This window comes from Streptomyces triticirhizae (genome assembly GCF_003696235.1).
Lineage (GTDB): Bacteria > Actinomycetota > Actinomycetes > Streptomycetales > Streptomycetaceae > Streptomyces > Streptomyces triticirhizae.
Genome location: NZ_RFFJ01000128.1, coordinates 1 through 18,206, shown reverse-complemented (window position 1 = coordinate 18,206; position 18,206 = coordinate 1). Strand labels below are relative to the sequence as shown.

Annotated in this window: 17 protein-coding genes; 5 read left to right on the top strand and 12 right to left on the bottom strand. The window is 73.6% G+C overall.

Going from position 1 to position 18,206, the window contains the following annotated elements; genetic code table 11:
• Positions 1–65: 65 nt before the first annotated feature.
• Both EBN88_RS20380 and EBN88_RS20375 read right to left on the bottom strand, forming a co-directional pair.
• A complete protein-coding gene (locus EBN88_RS20380; protein ID WP_122185355.1) occupies positions 66–308 on the bottom strand; it encodes a DUF2630 family protein in 243 nt (80 codons plus the stop codon).
• Between the two features lie 137 nt (positions 309–445).
• Entirely contained in the window at positions 446–1,723 is a 1,278-nt protein-coding gene (locus tag EBN88_RS20375; RefSeq protein ID WP_122185354.1) for an FAD-binding protein, read from the bottom strand.
• 588 nt (positions 1,724–2,311) lie between these two features.
• Between EBN88_RS20375 and EBN88_RS20370 the strand changes: the two genes are divergently transcribed.
• On the top strand, positions 2,312–3,463 hold the full coding sequence (locus EBN88_RS20370) for an LLM class flavin-dependent oxidoreductase (protein WP_122185353.1): 1,152 nt from the start codon (positions 2,312–2,314) through the stop codon (positions 3,461–3,463).
• Between the two features lie 117 nt (positions 3,464–3,580).
• Positions 3,581–4,135 carry an NADPH-dependent FMN reductase gene (ssuE, locus tag EBN88_RS20365; protein WP_122185352.1) on the top strand — a complete coding sequence of 185 codons (555 nt, stop codon included), beginning with the start codon at positions 3,581–3,583 and terminating at the stop codon, positions 4,133–4,135.
• Between the two features lie 92 nt (positions 4,136–4,227).
• Here ssuE and EBN88_RS20360 read toward each other — a convergent pair whose 3' ends face one another.
• The 10 genes from EBN88_RS20360 to EBN88_RS20315 all read right to left on the bottom strand — a co-directional run bounded on the left by EBN88_RS20360 (position 4,228) and on the right by EBN88_RS20315 (position 14,664).
• A complete protein-coding gene (locus EBN88_RS20360) occupies positions 4,228–5,358 on the bottom strand; it encodes an LLM class flavin-dependent oxidoreductase (protein ID WP_199742423.1) in 1,131 nt (376 codons plus the stop codon).
• Between the two features lie 90 nt (positions 5,359–5,448).
• Positions 5,449–6,399, bottom strand: coding sequence for an ABC transporter substrate-binding protein (locus tag EBN88_RS20355; protein ID WP_199742422.1), 951 nt, complete (start codon positions 6,397–6,399; stop codon positions 5,449–5,451).
• Positions 6,400–6,482: 83 nt separating this feature from the next.
• Positions 6,483–6,914 carry a 4Fe-4S dicluster domain-containing protein gene (locus EBN88_RS20350; protein WP_122185350.1) on the bottom strand — a complete coding sequence of 144 codons (432 nt, stop codon included), beginning with the start codon at positions 6,912–6,914 and terminating at the stop codon, positions 6,483–6,485.
• Positions 6,911–8,593, bottom strand: a complete 1,683-nt coding sequence (locus EBN88_RS20345; RefSeq protein ID WP_122185349.1) for an FAD-dependent oxidoreductase — start codon at positions 8,591–8,593, stop codon at positions 6,911–6,913. Before EBN88_RS20345 ends, EBN88_RS20350 begins: the two co-directional genes overlap by 4 nt.
• Positions 8,590–9,465, bottom strand: a complete 876-nt coding sequence (locus EBN88_RS20340; RefSeq protein WP_122185348.1) for an ABC transporter ATP-binding protein — start codon at positions 9,463–9,465, stop codon at positions 8,590–8,592. Before EBN88_RS20340 ends, EBN88_RS20345 begins: the two co-directional genes overlap by 4 nt.
• 58 nt (positions 9,466–9,523) lie before the next feature.
• Positions 9,524–10,435, bottom strand: coding sequence for an ABC transporter permease (locus EBN88_RS20335; protein WP_122185347.1), 912 nt, complete (start codon positions 10,433–10,435; stop codon positions 9,524–9,526).
• A 38-nt stretch (positions 10,436–10,473) separates the two neighbouring features.
• The gene (locus EBN88_RS20330) at positions 10,474–11,826 is read right to left on the bottom strand and encodes an LLM class flavin-dependent oxidoreductase (RefSeq protein ID WP_122185346.1); all 1,353 of its coding nucleotides are present in this window, start codon (positions 11,824–11,826) and stop codon (positions 10,474–10,476) included.
• Positions 11,823–12,644, bottom strand: a complete 822-nt coding sequence (locus tag EBN88_RS20325; RefSeq protein WP_122185345.1) for an ABC transporter ATP-binding protein — start codon at positions 12,642–12,644, stop codon at positions 11,823–11,825. Before EBN88_RS20325 ends, EBN88_RS20330 begins: the two co-directional genes overlap by 4 nt.
• Positions 12,620–13,519, bottom strand: coding sequence for an ABC transporter permease (locus tag EBN88_RS20320; protein ID WP_122185344.1), 900 nt, complete (start codon positions 13,517–13,519; stop codon positions 12,620–12,622). The genes EBN88_RS20325 and EBN88_RS20320 overlap by 25 nt, the downstream gene beginning before the upstream one ends.
• Complete coding sequence (locus EBN88_RS20315) at positions 13,516–14,664, bottom strand: ABC transporter substrate-binding protein (RefSeq protein WP_122185343.1); 1,149 nt, start codon at positions 14,662–14,664, stop codon at positions 13,516–13,518. Before EBN88_RS20315 ends, EBN88_RS20320 begins: the two co-directional genes overlap by 4 nt.
• 756 nt (positions 14,665–15,420) lie before the next feature.
• Between EBN88_RS20315 and EBN88_RS20310 the strand changes: the two genes are divergently transcribed.
• The 3 genes from EBN88_RS20310 to EBN88_RS20300 all read left to right on the top strand — a co-directional run bounded on the left by EBN88_RS20310 (position 15,421) and on the right by EBN88_RS20300 (position 18,085).
• A complete protein-coding gene (locus EBN88_RS20310) occupies positions 15,421–16,167 on the top strand; it encodes a sugar phosphate isomerase/epimerase family protein (RefSeq protein WP_122185342.1) in 747 nt (248 codons plus the stop codon).
• Positions 16,164–17,273, top strand: coding sequence for a Gfo/Idh/MocA family protein (locus EBN88_RS20305; protein ID WP_122185341.1), 1,110 nt, complete (start codon positions 16,164–16,166; stop codon positions 17,271–17,273). Before EBN88_RS20310 ends, EBN88_RS20305 begins: the two co-directional genes overlap by 4 nt.
• A 254-nt stretch (positions 17,274–17,527) precedes the next feature.
• Complete coding sequence (locus EBN88_RS20300) at positions 17,528–18,085, top strand: hypothetical protein (RefSeq protein ID WP_122185340.1); 558 nt, start codon at positions 17,528–17,530, stop codon at positions 18,083–18,085.
• Positions 18,086–18,206: the final 121 nt, after the last annotated feature.

The following is an 18,206-nucleotide window of genomic DNA, read 5'->3' as shown; positions in this document are numbered from 1 at the left end:
GCTCAGCCCGGGGCGCGGCCGCCCGCGCGGCGGCTCCGCCGAGCCCCCGGGCCGGGGGCCGGTCGTCACGACTCGTATCCCTCGACCTCGCGGGCGGGGCGGGTGACCGCCGCGTTCGGGTTGGCGCCGAACTCGTCGCGGGCGCGGCGCTGGCGCAGCAGGTCCCAGCACTGGTCGAGCCGGACCTCCAGGTCGCTCAGGCGCACCCGTTCCTCCTCCGCGAGGCCCCGGCCGGTGGCGCGGTCCCGCAGGGCCCGCTCCTCCGCGACCAGCTCGTCGACACGGGCGAGGATGTCCTTGTCGTCCATGCTGTTCAGCGTAGGTGGGGCCTCCGGGGTCGGCCATTCGAGCCGGGGCGGGTCCGCCGGCCGGGCCCGGTCGGCGAGGCGTCCGCCGGGGACAGCCCGCCCGTCCCGCTCCCGCCCGGCCGGGCCCCGGGAACGGCTCAGGGCGCGGCGGCCAGCAGCCCGTCCAGGAACGCGTTGCGGAAGCAGCCCTCCGGGTCCAGGGAGTCGGCCAGCCGACGGAAGTCCGCCAGCCGGGGAAAGCGCTCGGCGACGGTCGCCGGGGTGGCCGTCGTGACCTTCCCCCAGTGCGGGCGGGCGCCCAGCGGCAGCAGCCGGGCCTCCACGGCCGCCAGCACCGGCAGCACCGCCTCCATGTCCCTGACCCAGGTGAAGTGGAACGCCATAGAGTCCCGGCCCTCGGCGGGGCTGAGCCACAGGTCCTCGGCGGCGATGGTGCGTATCTCCGAGACCTGGAGCACCCCGGCGAAGTCCCCCGCCATCTCCCGCAGCAGGCCCACCGCCTCGCCGGCCGAGGTCCTCGGGAGGAACAGCTCCGACTGCAACTCCTCGCCGCCGCTGGGCGTGAACTCCGGCCGGAAGTGCGGCAGTCGTTCGTGCCAGGGCCCCGGCACCCCGCCCTGCTCGGTGCAGTAGGTGGCCGGCATCCCCGGGATCGGGTGCCAGGGCCCGGCGGCCAGCCGCCCGCCCAGCCAGCTCTCCCCGGGGTGGCCGGCCGCCTCCCGGTCGAGCCGGCGCTTGAGCAGGACCGTGGCCGTGTCGCTGTGCCAGTCGGTGAAGACGCTGACGCTGTAGGCGCTGGCGGAGATCTCCGGATACCCCGCGGCGACCGTCCCCACCGGCACCCCCGGATAGACCCACTGCGCCACCTCGAAGGCCGGCTCCACCTCCAGCGTCAGCGCCGTGACCACGCCCAGGGCGCCCAGGTGGACCACGGCGCCGGGGAAGCGCCCGGGGTCGGACTCCCGGCTCAGCGAGAACGTCTCGCCGTCCGCGCCCACGAACTCCATCGCCGTGACGGCGGAGGCCAGCCCCCGCCGCTCGTTCCCCGAGCCGTGGGTGCCGGTGGCGACCGAACCGGCGACCGAGATGTGCGGCAGGGAGGCGAGGTTGGCCAGGGCGAAGCCGGCCGCGTGCAGCTCGGTGGCGAGCTCCCCATAGCGCAGCCCGGCACTCAGCGTGACCACGCCGCGCGTCTCGTCGATCTCCACCCTGCGCGGCAGCCCGTCCACCCGCAGCAGGTCGCCCTCGGTGTCGGCGATCCGGTTGAACGAGTGCCCGCTGCCGAGCACATGGGCCCGCTGAGCACCGGCGACGATGTGGCGCAGCTCGTCGAGCGAACGCGGCCGATGGAGCCGCGCGGCGCCGAAGGTGATGTTTCCCGCCCAGTTGTGTGCCCGGGCCCCGCTTGTCTGCATGTCCCGACCGTAATACGAAACCCAACACCGAGAGTAGTGGCCTCCGGTCTACATTCCTTCGACGGAGCGCGCGCCCCTCACGCCCTCCCACAGGAGGAGCGCGCGGCGGGCGCTCGGGCTCGCGCCCGGCGCACGCCCCGTCTCGCATGGCGAGCGTGGCATTGACGCTCCCCAGGTCGCGTGCTTGCATCGAACCATGCCCGGTGCCCAGACCCTGACCCGCCGCCGCTGCGTGGATCTGCTCCGCGTGGCCGCCGCGATGTGTCCCGTCTGTCGCTGACCCACCAACTCCCCGGCCCGGGCCGCGCGTTCCCCGCTCCGCTCCGTCGCTGAGCCTCGTCGAGCGCCGTCACGCGCGCCAGAGGCCCGGTCCGCATCCGCTGACCCGAACCGGCCCGTGACCAGGCCGGTTCGCGACCAGGCCGGTTCGTGACCGGCCGGCCCCTCCCTCACCTCCCCAACCGGCCCTCCCCGAGGTCAACCCCCCGTGGCCACCGTGCGCGTGGCGCCGGCCCCCGCCGGCGCGCGCCCCGGGCCGGCCCGCGTGCGACCGCCCCCGGGCCGGGCGCTGACAGGAGCGAATCGTCCATGTCCCTGACCTTCCACTGGTTTCTGCCCACCAACGGCGACAGCCGCCATGTCGTCGGCGGCGGCCACGGCACGCCCGTCAACGCCGCCGGCGGCGACCGGCCGCCCACGGTCGGCTATCTCGCCCAGATCGCCAAGGCCGCCGAACAGGTCGGATTCGAGGCCGCGTTGACGCCGACCGGCGCCTGGTGCGAGGACGCCTGGCTGACCACGGCGATGGTCGCGCAGCGCACCGAGCGGCTGAAGTTCCTGGTCGCCTTCCGGCCCGGCCTGATCTCCCCCACCCTGGCGGCCCAGATGGCCACCACCTACCAGCGGCAGACCGAGGGCCGGCTGCTGCTGAACGTCGTCACCGGCGGCGAGAGCCGTGAACAGCGCGCCTACGGCGACACCTTGGACAAGGACGCCCGCTACGCCCGCACCGACGAGTTCCTCGCCATCGTGCGGGGACTGTGGCGCGGCGAGACCGTCAGCCTGACGGGGACTCATCTGCGGGTCGAGGAGGCGCGGTTGACGCGGTTGCCCGATCCCGTGCCGGAGATCTACTTCGGCGGCTCCTCGGCCGCGGCCGGGCCCGTCGCGGCCCGGCACTCCGACGTGTACCTCACCTGGGGCGAACCGCCCGCGCAGGTCGCCGAGAAGATCGCCTGGGTGCGGCGCCTGGCCGAGGCGGAGGGCCGGACCGTGCGCTTCGGGGTGCGGCTCCATGTGATCACCCGCGACACCTCGGAGCAGGCATGGGCCGAGGCCCAGCGGCTGCTCGCCGGGTTCGGGCCCGAGGACGTGGCCCGCGCCCAACAGGGCCTGCGGCTCAGTGAGTCGGAGGGCCAGAAGCGGATGCTGGCGCTGCACGGCGGCACCCGCGACAACCTGGAGATCCACCCCGGCCTGTGGGCCGGCATCGGCCTGGTGCGCGGCGGCGCCGGCACCGCGCTGGTGGGCAGCCACGACGAGGTGGCCGACCTGATCGAGGAGTACCGGACCGTCGGCATCGAGGAGTTCGTCCTCTCCGGCTACCCGCACCTGGAGGAGGCCTACTGGTTCGGCGAGGGCGTCCTTCCGCGCCTGGCCGCCCGTGGCCTGTGGACCCATCCGCGGCACGCCGAGACCCCGACGGCCGCCGCCCGGCCCGCGCCGGTCGCCGCCGTCTGACGGCCGCGTGAACGACCGCGTGAACGCCCGCATGAACGGCCGTGCGAACGGCGCCCGTTCGACCCACCCGTGAAAGAACGCAGGGGGCCGACCGCCCCCGAGTCCGAGGAGCCCGCCATGGCTGTCGTCCTGTCCCTGTCCGGAAGTCCCTCGCCCACCTCGCGCACCGCCCGGCTGCTGCGCCACCTCGACGCGCGCCTCACGCTCCAGGGCCACGAGGTGATACCCCTCGACGCCCGCAGCCTGCCGGCCGACGCGCTGCTCGGCGCCGACCTGCGGCACCCGGCGATCGTCGAGGTGGCCGAACTGATCGCGCGCGCCGACGGGTTGGTGGTCGGCACCCCCGTCTACAAGGCCGCCTACTCCGGGCTGTTGAAGTCCCTGCTGGACCTGCTTCCGCAGTACGCGCTGAGCGGGAAGACGGTGCTGCCGCTGGCCACCGGCGGCAGCACGGCCCATGTGCTGGCCATCGACTACGCGTTGCGCCCGGTGCTCTCCTCGATGGGCGCCCAGCACATCACCCCCGGCTGGTTCGTCCTGGACCGCGACATCCAGGTGCAGCCGGACGGTTCGGTGACGCTGGCCGAGGCGGTGGCGGAGCCGCTGGAGCAGATCGTCGACCTGTTCTCGCTGGAGCTGTCCGGCCAGCGGGTGCTCAAGCCCGTCGCCTGAGACAACGGAGGGCCGCCGCACCCAACTCCGGTGCGGCGGACCTCCGTTGTCACGGGTTCCCGGTCATCCCCGAGTCGACCGGGGCATCTTCCCTACGTCAGGCCCCAGACCTCGGCCAGCAGCCGGTAGGAGCGGACCCGGGCGGCGTGGTCGTGGGTGATCGTGGTGATCAGCAGCTCGTCCGCGTCCGTGACGTTCCGCAGCCGCCGCAGGCCGTCCGCGACCTGCTCGGGCGTGCCGACGAACCGGGTCGCCAACCGGTCGGCGACCAGGGCCCGTTCGTCCTCCGTCCACGCGAAGCCCTCCGCCTCCTCCGGCGTGGGGTACGGGATGGCGCCCCGGCCGGTGCGGATCGCCCGCACCCAGGGGCCGAAGCCGGCCGCCAGCCGGAGCGCTGTGGCCTCGTCCTCGGCGACCAGCACGTCGGCGGAGACCTGCACCCGGGGCTCGGGACGCTCCGCCGACGGCACGAAGGCCGCCCGGTAGGCGGCCACGGTCTCCAGGATGGTGCCCGGGCTGACGTGGTAGTTGGCGGTGAACGGCAGCCCGCGTTCGCCCGCCACCCGGGCGCTCTCCCCGCCGCTGGAGCCCAGCACCCACAGCTGGAGCGCCGCCCCCTCGCCCGGCACCGCGTGCACGGGGTCGCCGTCCGGCGTGGTGAAGGTGCCGGCGAGCAGGGCGCGGATCTCGTCCACCTGCTCGGCGTAGTCGCGGGGTTGGGCGCCCGGCGGGCGCAGCAGCTCCTGCTGGGCGAGGAAGCGGGGCAGGTTCAGCAGCCGGCCGGGGGAGAACGGCGGCGGGATCACCACCCCGTTCACCTCCCTGGTCTCCACGGGCTCCTTCGGCTCGGGCGGTGGCCAACCCTCGCGGGTGGCGCGCTGGCCGCCGCGCCCGAGGCCCAGGTCGACGCGGCCGGGGGCGATGGCGTCCAGGGTGCCAAACTGTTCCACCACCGACAGGGCGGTGGGGAAGCCGAGTTGGACGGCTCCCGAGCCCACCCTGATCCGGCTGGTCGCGCCGGCGACCAGGGCGATCACCAGCGCCGGCTGGGAGCTGGCCACCCCGGTCGCCAGATGGTGCTCGGCCAGCCAGTAGCGGCGGTAGCCCAACTCCTCGGCCGCGCGGGCGAGATCGACGGTGTTGCGCAGCGCGGTGGCGGCGTCGCCGCCCGAACTGATCGGTGCCAGGTCGAGAACGGACAGCGGCACGGGCTCTTCGGACACGGGGCCCCTCTCGATGGGTGGTCGATGCTGTTCACGCCGGCGCGCTGTGGTGGTGCCGCCGACGCGTGGTGGTGTGGCCCGCCGGCCGGATCAGTCCGCTGCTTCGGTGCGCACCAGCCAGTCCTCCAGGTCGAAGTCCTCCGCGATGAAGTCCTCCTCGACCAGGAACTCCTTGGTGCCGGCGAGCAGTTCGAGGCCACGCTCGGGGAAGGGGCCGTCCGGCAGGTGCTCCTCCAGGGTGGTCGCGCGCACCAGCTCCTCGGGGAAGTCGGAGAGTGTCACGGCGAAGTCCTGGTAGGACGCGAAGTCCTCGCGGGCCAGCCGCACGCCCTCGTCCTGCCACTCCTGCCAGGCGGCCGCGAAGTCCGGGTTCTCGTCGAGGAACGACTGGGTGGAGACGGTGGCGCTGGTGCCGGCGTAGTCCGGGTGGTCCTCGGCCAGATGGTCGATGATCCGGTATCCCTTGGCGACGAACACCTCCGCGTTCACCTGCGGCATGGCGGCGGCCGCGACATCGCCGCGCTCCAGGGGCGCCTCGGTGTCGGCGGTGTAGATGTGTGGCACCTCGGCCGGCTCGACGCCCGCGTCGCGCAGCGCGCCCAGCAGATAGCGGTGGATATAGGAGCCGGTCTGCACGGAGACCCGTTCCCCCTCCAGCTCCTCGATGGAGCGCGGCCCGTCGTCGCGCACCACGATGGAGGCGTCGTTGCCGATCTGCGCCTGGGCGATCAGCCGGGTCTCCAGGCCGCTGCCCCGCGCCACCAGGGCCGGGGTGTCGCCGTAGCTGGCGACGTCCAGACTCCCGCCCACCAGCGCCTGGTTGAGGTCGGGGCCGTTGGGGAACGGGAACACCTCAATGTCATCGAAGCCCAACTCGGCGAGGCGCGGCAGAAGTTCGTCGCGGTGGTGCAGATAGCCGACGGGGCCGGTGAGTTGGGCCTTGGAGCCGATGACGCCGACGCGGAGCGTGCCGAGCTCGGCGTCGTCGTTGGCGGCGGACTCGGCGCAGCCGGTGAGCGCGGTCAGCAGGGCCAGGGGCAACAGCGCGGCCAGCGCGACCCGTTGTCTCGTCCGTCTCCGTGCGGTCCGTGGTGGCCTAGGGGTCGTCCGTGGTGTTCGTGCGGTCACGGGGTTGGTGCCTTTCGTGCGGTGCCGGCCTGGGCCGGTGCGGTGGTGCTGGTCGTTCCGGCGGGCTCGGGCTCCTGCGCGGACGGGGCGACCATCCGGGCTGCGCCGGGGAGTTCGGGCCCAACGGCCAGCCGGGCGCCGGGAGTTCGTCCCCGGCCCCAGCCGATGTGGGCGCGGTAGCTGCCGAGCCGGCCGTCGGCGGCCAGTTCGGTCTCGTCGAGGCCGCCTGGGGCGGCCGGGTGGGTGGTCGGCGCCACGAAGAGCGCGTCCACCGGGCAGTACGCCTCGCACATGAAGCAGGTCTGGCAGTCGTCCTGACGGGCTATCACCGGGACGCCGTCGGCGCCGGTGTCGAAGACGTTCGTCGGGCAGGCCAGGACGCACTTGTCGCAGGCGATGCAGCGCTCCGCCGAGACCACCTCGATCATGCCGCCGCCCCCGCCCGTTCCCCGGCGACGGCCTCGACGGCGCCCGCCGTCCCGGTCGCGGCGGCGGACCCGACCACGCCCCCGGTCTCCGGGCGCGTCCACAGCCGGTCGAGGCCGCCGGTGATCAGCCGGTGTCGGAAGTCCGGGTCGATCTGCCGTGGGTGGTCGGCGCGCTTGTGCATCCCCCGGCTCTCGGTCCTGGCCAGCGCGGCCGTGTACATCCAGCGCGCGGTCGCGGTCATCGCCGCCGCCCTGCGGGCCCGCATCGCCCGCTCGCCGGTGGCCCGCAGGCTCGAACCCGCCCTGACCCACAGGTCGTTGAGGCGCTCCAGGGCGGGCCCGAGCACCGCGCCGTCGCGCAGGTAGTTCTTGTCGTAGGGCAGCACCTCGCGCCGCACCTCGGCGACCACGGACCGGTGCTCGTCGGCCGGGCCCGGCGTGCCGGTGGGCCGCAGCCCGACCCGCCCGGCCGGGGTCACCCGCCGCGCGTGGGCCCGCTCGCCGAGCGCCGAGGCGAACGCGGCCGCACCGCGCCCGGCCCAGGTGCCGGACGACATCGCCCAGGCGGCGTTGTGGCTGCCGCCCCCGGTGAACCCGCCGCAGATCAGCTCCCGGGTCGCGGCGTCCCCCGCCGCGTACAGCCCGGGCACCTCCGTCGCGCAGTCGTCGCCGACCAGCCGGATGCCGCCGGTGCCGCGCACCGTTCCCTCGGCCAGCAGGGTCACCGGGAACAGGTCGGTGAACGGGTCGATGCCCAGCCGGTCGAACGGCAGGAAGAAGTTCGCCTGGCCCAGCCGCATCGCGCGCCGCTCCGCCTCGGTGGCCCGGTCGAGCCGCGCCAGCACCGTCCCCTCGTCCAGCAGGGCGCGGGCGATCACCGAACGCCCCTTCTTGCTGCCGGCGCCCTCCAACTCGGTGCCGTCGGCGTGGTAGAACGTGGCGAACGCGTAGTAGGCGGTCTTGGTGACCGAGGTGAACTCCGGTGCGATCGCATAGGCGTTGGAGAACTCCATGCCCGACATCGCGGCGCCCACCTCGGCGGCCAGCAGATAGCCGTCGCCGGTGTTGACGTCGCAGCCCAGCGCCCGGGAGAGGAACGCGCAGCCGCCGGTGGCCAGCACCACGGCCCCGGCCCGCACGGTGAACGGGCGGTCGGCCTGCCGGCGGTGCCCGGCAGCGCCGGCGACCACCCCGGCCTCGTCGACCAGCAGCTCCAGCACCGGGGAGTGGTCCAGCACCGTCACGCCGGCGCGCCGCACCCGCACCCGCATCCGCCGCATGTACTCCGGGCCCTGGAGGCCGCGCCGCAGCTGGCGGCCGGCGTTGTCCACGGGGAACGGGTAGCGGCTGACCGTGGCGACCTCGTGCATGTTCTGCCAGGTCTGGTCGAGGACCCGCGCCATCCAGCGGCGGTCGGCGAGATACCCGCCAAGACCCTCCCGGGAGGCCATCGCCGCCTCCCGCTCCTCGGGGTGCGGCGGCACGTACCAGACGCCGGTGCCGGCGGCGGCGGTCGCGCCGGAGCTGCCGCAGTAGCCCTTGTCGGCGAGGACCACGCGCGAGCCGGACTCGGCGGCCTTGACCGCCGCCCAGGTGGCGGCCGGGCCACCGCCCACCACCAGCACATCCGCCTCGTGATGCTCCGTCAACGCGTCGTCGAAGTAGTGGTGTTGGTTCATCGGTGGTTCTCCCTGGGTGGGGTGGCGGATCTCGGGGTGGCGGTCTCTTCGGTCGCCCGGTCGGCGCCGCGCCTGGCCGGGCCGTGGACGCCGAGCCCGGCCAGCAGCTCGGTGCGCAGCTCCACCAGGCGGGGGTGGTCCAGCGGGCGGGGTCGGGGGATGTCCACGGTGAACTCGGCGGCGATCCGGCCGTTGGCGAGCAGCAACGCGCGGTCGGAGAGCAGCAGCGCCTCCTCCACGTCGTGGGTGACCAGCAGCACCGACGGCCGGTGCTCCGCCCACAGGTCCTCGACGAGCGCCTGGGCCGTCAGCCGGGTGAGCGCGTCCAGCGCCCCGAACGGCTCGTCCAGCAGCAGGAGTTGGGGCGTGCGCACCAGCGCGCGGGCGAGGGCGACGCGCTGGGACTCGCCGCCGGAGAGCGTTCCGGGCCAGGCGTCGGCCCGCCCCTCCAGGCCGACCTCGGCGAGCGCGGCCACGGCCCGTCGTCGCAGGTCGCCGCCGCCGACCCCGAGGGTGACGTTGCGCCACACCCGCTCCCAGGGCAGCAGCCGGTGCTCCTGGAAGACGATCGCGGTGCGCTCGGGCACCTCGATCCGGCCGTCGACGCCGGGGTCGAGTCCGCCGACGGCGCGCAGCAGGGTGCTCTTGCCGGAGCCGGAGGCCCCGAGCAGGGAGACGAACTCGCCGGGGGCGATGGTGAGTTCGACGTCGTCCAGGACCACCCGGCCGTCGAAGGCGCGGCGCAGCCCGGTCACCCGCACCCCGGAGTGGTCGATGGAACGGGCCGGCGGCGGAACGGGATCGGCCGCCAGAGCGGGACCGGTGGACTCGGTGGCCGGAACGGGGTCGGTGGCGGGGGCGTGCGGGCTCATGGGACTCCTCGGAGGGGGCGCGCGGCGGGCGGCGGTTCGCTCCCGCCGGGCGGGTCGTTCAGCGGCCGGTGTAGCCCCGGCGCCAGGCCAGGGCGCGCCGTTCGACGAGCCGTACCAACAGGTCGGAGAGGACGCCCAGCAGCGCGTAGGTGACCAGCACCACGAACATCACGTCGGTGCGCAGGAACTCGCGGGCGTCGGTCATCAGATAGCCGATGCCGGAGGTGGTCGCCGTCTGCTCGGCCACGACCAGGGTCAGCCAGCCGATGCCCAGCGCCTGGCGCAGCCCGACCAGGATCTGTGGCAGCGCGCCGGGCAGGATCACCCGCCGGGTCAGGCCCCAGCGGCTCAGCCCGCACGAACGGGCCGCCTCCACCAGCCGGTTGTCCACGCCACGGATGCCGTGCAGGACGTTGATGTAGAGCGGGAAGATCGGGCCGATCAGGATCAGCATGGTCTTGGACGTCTCGCCGATGCCGAACCAGATGATGAACACCGGGGCCAGCGCCAGGTGCGGCAGCATCCGGAACGCCTGGATCGGCGCGTCGATCACGTCCTCGACGGCGCGGGTGAGGCCGGCCGCCAGGCCCAGCGCGATGCCGAGCGGGATGCCGATGGCCAGGCCCTTGCCGACCCGCTCCAGCGAGACGCCCAGGTGGTGGGTGTACTCGCCGGAGCGGACCAGCTCCACGGCGGCGCTCCAGACGCTGCCGGGGGAGGGGGTGGTGGAGCCGAGCCAGCCCTGGCCCGAGCCCAGCCACCACAGCAGGAGCACGGCGATCAGCCCGCTGACCCGGCGCAGCCGGAGCGCCGCCGCCAGGGCGGCCCCGGCCAGGGAACGTCGGGCGGAACGGGCGGTGGACCGGCCGGGGGAACGCTCCGTCGAGGCGGGGGCGGGAGGTGACGCGTCGGCGTCGGTCGGGGGCGGGTCGCCGGGGGCGACGAGCGGGGGAGCGGTGCTCTGGGTCATGGCGAGGTTCCTTCGTCCTGCGGGCGTCGTCGGCGGCGTCAGCCGGCGGCCGTGGGCACCAGGTCGGGCGCCTGGGCGAACCGGCCCTCGGGGCGCGGCAGTCCGTAGTGCTCCCGCAGGGTGCGGCCGGTGTACTCCTCGCGGAACAGCCCGCGTTGCCGCAGGATCGGCAGGACCTGCTCGGCGAAGACGTCGAACCCGCCGGTCAGCCACGGCGGCATGATGTTGAAGCCGTCGGCGGCGCCGTTCTCGAACCACTCCTGGATCTGGTCGGCCACCTGCTCGGGCGTGCCCACCACCACGCGGTGGCCACGGGCCCCGGCCAGCCGGTGCAACAGCTGCCGCACCGTGGGCTGTTCGCGGTCGATGATGTCGAGAATCACCTGGAACCTGCTGCCGTTGCCGCGTTCGCCGCCCGTCTCGATCAGCTCGCGCGGCACGGGCCCGTCCAACTGGTCGGTGGTCAGGCGCAGTCCGAGGATGCGGTGGAGCATCTGGAGCGAGTACTCGGGCTGGGTCAGCTCGTTGAACTCGTCGTGCAGCGCGCGCGCCTCGGCCTCCGTCGAGCCGATGAACGGGCTGATGCCGGGCAGGATGAGCAGCTGCTCCGGGTCGCGGCCCAGGGCGGTGGCGCGACGCTTGAGGTCGGCGTAGAACTCCTGCCCGCTGGCGAGCGTCTGATGGGCCGTGAAGACGGCCTCGGCGTGCGCGGCGGCGAAGGCGCGGCCGTCCTCGGACGAGCCGGCCTGGACGTAGACCGGCCGCCCCTGAGGGCTGCGGGGGATGTTGAGCGGGCCGCGCACGGTGAAGTGCCTGCCCCGGTGCTCGATGGGGTGCACCCGGTCGGTGTCGGCGAAGAGGCCGGAGGCCGGGTCGGCGATCAGCGCCCCGTCCTCCCAGCTGTCCCACAGCTTGGTGACGACCTCGACGAACTCCCGTGCCCGGTCGTAGCGTTCGGCGTGCACCGGGTGCGCGTCCAGGCCGAAGTTGGCCGCCGCCTGGGGCGCTCCGGTGGTGACGATGTTCCAGCCGGCGCGGCCGTTGCTGAGGTGGTCGAGCGAGGCGAAGAGCCGCGCCAGGTTGTAGGGCTCGAAGTAGGTGGTGGAGGCGGTGGCGATCAGCCCGATCCGCTCGGTGACCGCCGCCAGGGTGGCCAGCGAGGTGAACGGCTCCAGGCGGAACCGGCTGGCGTAGCGGACGTTGTCGGCCAGCGCGGGCCCGTCGGCGAGGAAGATCCCGTCGAACTTCTCGGCCTCGGCCCGGCGGGCGATCTCCTGGTAGTAGTGGATGTCCAGCAGCCGTTCGGGGGCCGACCCCCGGTAGCGCCAGGCGGCCTCGTGGTGGCCGCCGGGGTAGATGAACAGGTTCAGACGGAGCTGACGCGGCGTCACAAGTCGCTGCCTTTCGCGTTCTTCGGGGTGGTGTCGGTGGGCTGGGAAGCGCCGGGGTCGGCGGGCTCGGGAACGGTGCCGGCCGTCGGGTCCAGGCCCAGCAGGGTCAGCAACTCGTCGCGCAGCGCCGCGTAGCGGGCGGTGCCCGGGCTGCGCGGGGCGGGCACGTCGACGCGCAGGTCGGCGGCGATCCGGCCGTGGTCGAGGACCACGACCCGGTCGGCCAGCGCGATGGCCTCGTCCACGTCGTGCGTCACCAGCAGCACGGCCGGCCGGTGCCGGGCGCACAGCTGCTTGAGCAGCGTGTGCATCCTCAGCCGGGTCAGCGCGTCGAGCGCGCCGAACGGCTCGTCGGCCAGCAGGAGTTCGGGGTCCCGCACCAGGGAACGGGCCAGCGCCACGCGCTGCTGCTCGCCGCCGGACAGCTCCACCGGCCAGGCGTTCTCCCGGCCGGCGAGGCCGACCTCGGCCAGCGCGGTCCTGGCGCGTGCCTCGGCGTCCGAGCCCGGCAGGCCGAGCGCGACGTTGTCGAGAACCCGCTTCCAGGGCAGCAGCCGCGCGTCCTGGAAGACCACCGACACGTTCTCCGGGGCGGTCAACTCCTCGTAGCCGGTGACCTCGTGGTCGATGCCGCCGAGCACCCGCAGCAAAGTGCTCTTGCCGGAGCCGCTGCGCCCGATCAGCGCCACGAACTCGTCCGGCGCGATGCTCAGGTCCAGCTCGTCCAGGACCCGGCGGCCGGCGAACTCCCGCACCAGCGAGGTGATCCGGACGGCCGGGGCGGGGGCGGTGGTCAGTCCGCCAGAGTGCGTCGCCATGACAGTGCCTTTCGCTGGGCCAGCCTCACCAGGCCGTCGGAGAGCAGGCCGAGCAGTCCGTAGACCACCAGGCCGACGAGGATCACGTCCGTCTGGCCGTAGGTACGGGCCAGTTCCATCATGTAGCCGATGCCGCTGGTGGCGTTGACCTGCTCGACCACCACCAGGGAGAGCCAGGCGGAGGTCACGGCGAACCGCAGCCCCAGCAGGAACCCCGGCAGGGCGCCCGGCAGCACCACATGGCGCAGGAAGCCCCAGCGGCTGAGCCGGAGGGTCTCCGCGAGTTCGACGTAGCGGCTGTCGATGCCGCGCAGGCCGTTGTGGGTGTGGATGTAGACGGGGACCAGCACGCCCAGCGTGATGGTGATGACCTTCATCGACTCGCCGATGCCGAACCAGAGGATCAGCAGCGGGATCAGGGCCAGGGACGGGATCGACCGCTTGATCTGGACGGGGCCGTCGATGACGCCCTCGCCGAGCCGGCTCAGGCCGGCGACCAGGGCCAGCACCAGGCCGGCCGCGACGCCGAACGCCAGCCCGGACAGGGCCCGTTCGGTGGACGCCCACAGGTGGTCCTGGAGGCGGCCGTCCTCGATCAGCTCGACGGCCGTGCTGACCACGTCCCAGGGCGCGGAGAGGTTGCGCTCGTCGATCCAGCCGGCGGCGGAGCCCACGGACCAGATCGCCAGGAGCAGCAGTGGGCCGATGCCCCAGGCGAACGGGATGGGCCGTCCCGGGCCGAGCCGTCGGCCGCGCCGTCGCCTGGGCGGGGCCGGCCTGCGCGGCGGCGACGCGTCCTGGGGACGCTGGGGGGCGGGGGCCGCCGGCTTGGCTTCGGCTTCGACGACCTCGCGTCCCGACACCTCGGTGCTCACTGGGAACCACCCTCCTCCGCCTCGCCGTTGTCCTGCTCGCCGTTCCGCTCGTCGCCGTCCTCGGAGGAGTAGTCGGCGATCGCCTCGGCGGCGACCGACTCGAAGCGGCGGTCGAAGAGGATCTCCGCGTCGAAGGGCTCGTTGCCCAGCTCCTCGGCGAGCAGGTCGATCGTCTGCTGCTGCCGCTCGATGGCCTCGGTCCAGTCGGCGGGGATGTCGGGGTGGCCGTTCTGCTCCACCAGATAGGCGCCGTCCTCGGGTGAGAGCCCCTGGTCGGCGACGTAGTAGCCGGCGATCCACTCCTCGGGGTGCTCGTCGACCCAGATCTGGGCGCGCGCCCAGATCTTGATGAACTCCCTGATGGCCGCCGCCTTCTCCGGGTCGCTCACGGACTCGGTCGGCACCCACAGATGGCCGGGGTCGTCCCGCAGGCCGTGCTCGACCAGGGTGCCGCCCTCGTCGCCGTACTGCTCGACATAGCGGCGGATGTGCACCGAGCCGAGCGGCGCCACCTCGACCTGCCCGCTGCCGAGCGCGGTGGGATAGACGTCGCCGGTGCTGGGCAGTTCGACCAGCTCCACGTCGTCGCGGGTCAGGCCGGCGGCCTCCAACACCCGCAGGATCAGGGCGCCCTGGGCCTGGCCCGGGCTGAACGCGATCTTCTTGCCGCGCAGGTCGGACAGCTCCTCGACCTCGGTGCCCGGGGCGATGCCCAGCTGGTAGATCGGGTTCGCGATGGGGTCCTGGCGGAACTCGGCCGCCACGAGCTTGGTGTCGAGTCCGGTCCAGTGGGCGTGGATGGAGGGGATCTCGGCGGCCGAGCAGACATCCAGCGAGTTGGCGCGGAACGCCTCCGAGCACTGCGGGCCGCCGCTGAGGTTGGCCCACTCCACCTCGAAGGGGATCTCGTCGATCAGGCCCGAGAGTTCGAGGGCGACCTCGGCCTCGGGGGCGCCGATGGTCAGCTTGGTGTCGGGCGAGACCGTCTCGGGGATGGGGATGTCGGCGAGGTCGGAGGCGCTCGCGGTGGCCGACTCCTCGGCGCAGCCGGACGTCAGCAGCAGCGAGCCGAGCAACAGCGACGCCCCGAGGGCGGTGCGCAGGCGGGCGGCGGGGGAGCGCGGAAGGAGGCCATGTCTGGGCATAGGTGGTTCCAGGGGTGAGAGAACGCCACGAAACGGGGGGGGTGGAAGCGGAGCGGGCACGCGCCGGGACGGCGTCACGGGGCAGGGGAGACCGGCCGGTTGGGTCAGGACACCCGTCGGCTGGGGAGGCCCGCGACGCCGGTGCGGCCGGTGCGGCCGGGAGCGGGGGCGGGCACCGGGAGGCGGCGCCGCGCGGCGCGGCTCATGGGGGAGCGGCCGCGTCGGCGTCGGTGCGGACGCGGGCCGGAAGCGGAGGGATCAGCGATCAGTGATCAGCGACAGAGAGAGGTGCTCACGCGCATCAGATCGACGGCGCGGCGCTCGGTGAACTGCTCGGAGGTCCGCATGTCGGGGAACGTAGCGAACGCCTGAGCGAAGGGTCAAGGCGGCCGGAGAGCCCCGGTCCGCCCGTCCGGGACGCCGTCGCGTGGCGGACATGGGACGGCAACAGTGTGACGCCCAACTCGCCTAGAGGGACGGTTAGTTGGGGTGATGTTGCCGGAGCGGGACGGGATGTGAAATCGGCATGTTGCCGTCCACCACGTGGACTCCTGCCGCCGCCGGGCGCCGCCGCCGGGGCCGGGAGGCCGGGGAGTCGTTCCGAAGGGCGGTTCCCGTGCGGGGGGTTGGCGGATCGCACAGGGGGCACCTTCGGATTGGTTCGGTTCGTGATCGATAGCCCCTGGCGTCCGGAACGAAAAGCGCATTATCGTCCTCTCTGGCCGCATTTCACGTTCCCTCCGGGAGGCTGTGACCATGCCCGAACCACTGGGCGTTCAGCTCTACACCGTGCGCGAGGCGCTCGCGACCGATCGCGACGCCGCACTGCGCCGGATCGCCGACATCGGGTACACCGCCGTCGAACCCTACGACCCCACCAACGACCCCGAGGGCTTCCGCCGCCTCGTCGACGAACTGGGCCTCACCGTGCCCGCCATCCACGCCATCGCCCTGCTCAGGGACGACGAGCCGGGCCCGGTGCTGGACGCTGTCAACACCATCGGCACCGAACTGGCCATCGTGCCCGCCGGCATCGCCCAGGAGGACTTCACCAGCAGGGACGGCATCGCCCGCGCCGCCGAACTGCTCAACCGGCTCGCCGAGACCGCCGCCGGCCATGGCATCCAACTCGGCTACCACAACCACTGGTGGGAGCTGGAGCCCGTCATCGACGGACGCCACGCCCTGGAGCACCTCGCCGAACTCCTCGACCCCGCCGTCTTCCTGGAGGTCGACACCTACTGGGCGGCCCTCGGCGGCGCCGACGTCCCCCGCCTGCTGACCGACCTCGGCGACCGGGTCCGCGCCCTGCACGTCAAGGACGGGCCGTTGACCAGGGACGGTGCCCATCTCGCCGTGGGCGCCGGCCGGATGCCGGTGCCCGAGGTCCTCGCGGCGGCCCCCGACGCGCTGCGCATCGTGGAACTCGACAGCTGCGACACCGACCTCTTCGAGGCGCTCGCCGCCAGCCGCGCCTATCTCACCACCCTGGAGTCCGCATGAGCACGGGCCCCGTGGGCGTCGCGGTGGTCGGCGCCGGAGTCATCAGCGACGCCTATCTGACGGCGCTGACCAGCTTCCCCGACGTCCGGGTCCTGGGAGTCGGCGACCTCGACCCGGAACGCGCCGCCCGCGCGGCCGCCCAGCACGGGGTGCCGGTGGCCGGCGACCTCGACACCGTGCTGGCCGTGCCCGAGGTCGAGATCGTCGTCAACCTCACCGTGCCCGCAGCCCACGCCCAGGTGGCCTTGGCCGCCGTCGAGGCGGGCAAGCACATCTACGGCGAGAAGCCGCTGACCACCGAGCCCGCCGAGGGCGAGCGCCTCCTCGCCGCCGCCGCCCAACGCGGACTGCTGGTGGGCAACGCCCCGGACACCTTCCTCGGGGCCGGCATCCAGACCGCACTGCGCGCCGTGCGGTCCGGACACATCGGCACCCCGATAGCGGCACACACCGCCGTCCAGAGCCTGGGCCCGGAGGGCTGGCACCCCGACCCGGCGTTCTTCTACCAGCCGGGCGCCGGTCCTCTCTATGACATAGGTCCCTACTACCTCACCTCCCTGGTCGCGCTCTTCGGGGGCGTGTCCCGGGTCGCCGCCACCGCCCGCAGGGGCCGGGACCGCCGGACCACCGGCTCGGGCCCCAAGGCGGGCGAGGAGTTCCCCGTGGACGTGCCCACCCATGTGAGCGCGCTGCTCGAATTCCACTCGGGGCCGAGCGCGGCCTCCGTGTTCAGCTTCGACTCGGCCATCCCCCGGATCATGTTCGAGGTCATCGGCAGCGAGGGCGCCCTCGCCGTGCCCGACCCCAACACCTTCACCGGGCCCGTCCGCGTGCGGTCCCACGGCGCCGAGGAGTGGTCCGAACTCCCCGTCACCGGGACCACGGCCGGCCGTGGCATCGGCGTCCTGGAGATGGCCCGCGCCGTGCGGACCGGAGAACCGCACCGCGCCTCGGGCGAGTTGGCACTCCATGTGCTGCACACCATGGCCGCCGTCATCGACTCGGCCGAGGCTCACTCCTTCACCAGTGAGACCGTGAACACCCCCCTTCCCGCGCCGCCGCCGCTCCCAGAGGGCTGGGACCCCTACGCGGCGGAACTCGGCTGACCGACCGCCCGGCGGTCGCTACGCTCCGTCACCTTCCACGGGGAATCTACCCCATCACTACGCACAGTGACAACACGAGAGGGCGGAAGAATCGAGAAAGGGCGAAGAAGAGCGGGTGGCCGGGGAAAGCGGTTGTTATCGATCACGTAAGGAACGAAACAGGCCCGTAACACCCCTTCTCTGCAGGTCTTTTGCTCGAAAGTGAGCACGTAGCCTCCTGTGGGTCAAGATCGAAAACCCACAAGGGGAAGCACATGCGCAAGGCCATACGGCTCGCCGTGCCGGCCGCCCTGGCGGCCACGCTGCTGATGACCGCCTGTGACGACGAGGAGGCGTCCTCGGGCGCCTCCTCGTCCGGCGGCTCGGAGAGCGGCGAGCTGACGGGAGGTTCGGGCGACGGGAGCGACGGAGCGGGCGAGGCGGGGGCGGACGCGCCGGACGCGGACGAGGTCGAGGGCGCCTGGTATGTCGTCGAGGACGGCGGACAGCCCGTCAAGCTCCAGTTCATCCTCGGCGAGGCGGTCCTCCACCCCAGCGCCGACCCCACCGACACCTGCCATGGCGTTCTCGACCGGGGGCTGGTCACCCTGGGCGGGGCGGCCCAGCCGTGCCCGGCCCACGCCGGCGCCGACGGTTCGCCGGACGTCTCCGAGGGGGCCCTCGCGCTCGATGGCGGAACCCTCACCGTCGCCTGGCGGGACGGCATGGTGGAGGAGTACACCCGGCTGCCCAACGCGCTGTACGGCGAGAACATCGGCGCCCTCGACGAGGACGAACTCGCCCGTCGGATCGCCGAGACGGCCGACGACTGAGCGGTCGCCGACCGGGCCCGGCGTCGAACGACGGCCCGCCGACGACCGAGCCGGCGTCGGACAGCCGCCGGCCGTCCGCCGCCCGCCGACGGCCGGGGCTCCGGCCACCGGCCGCGCTCGG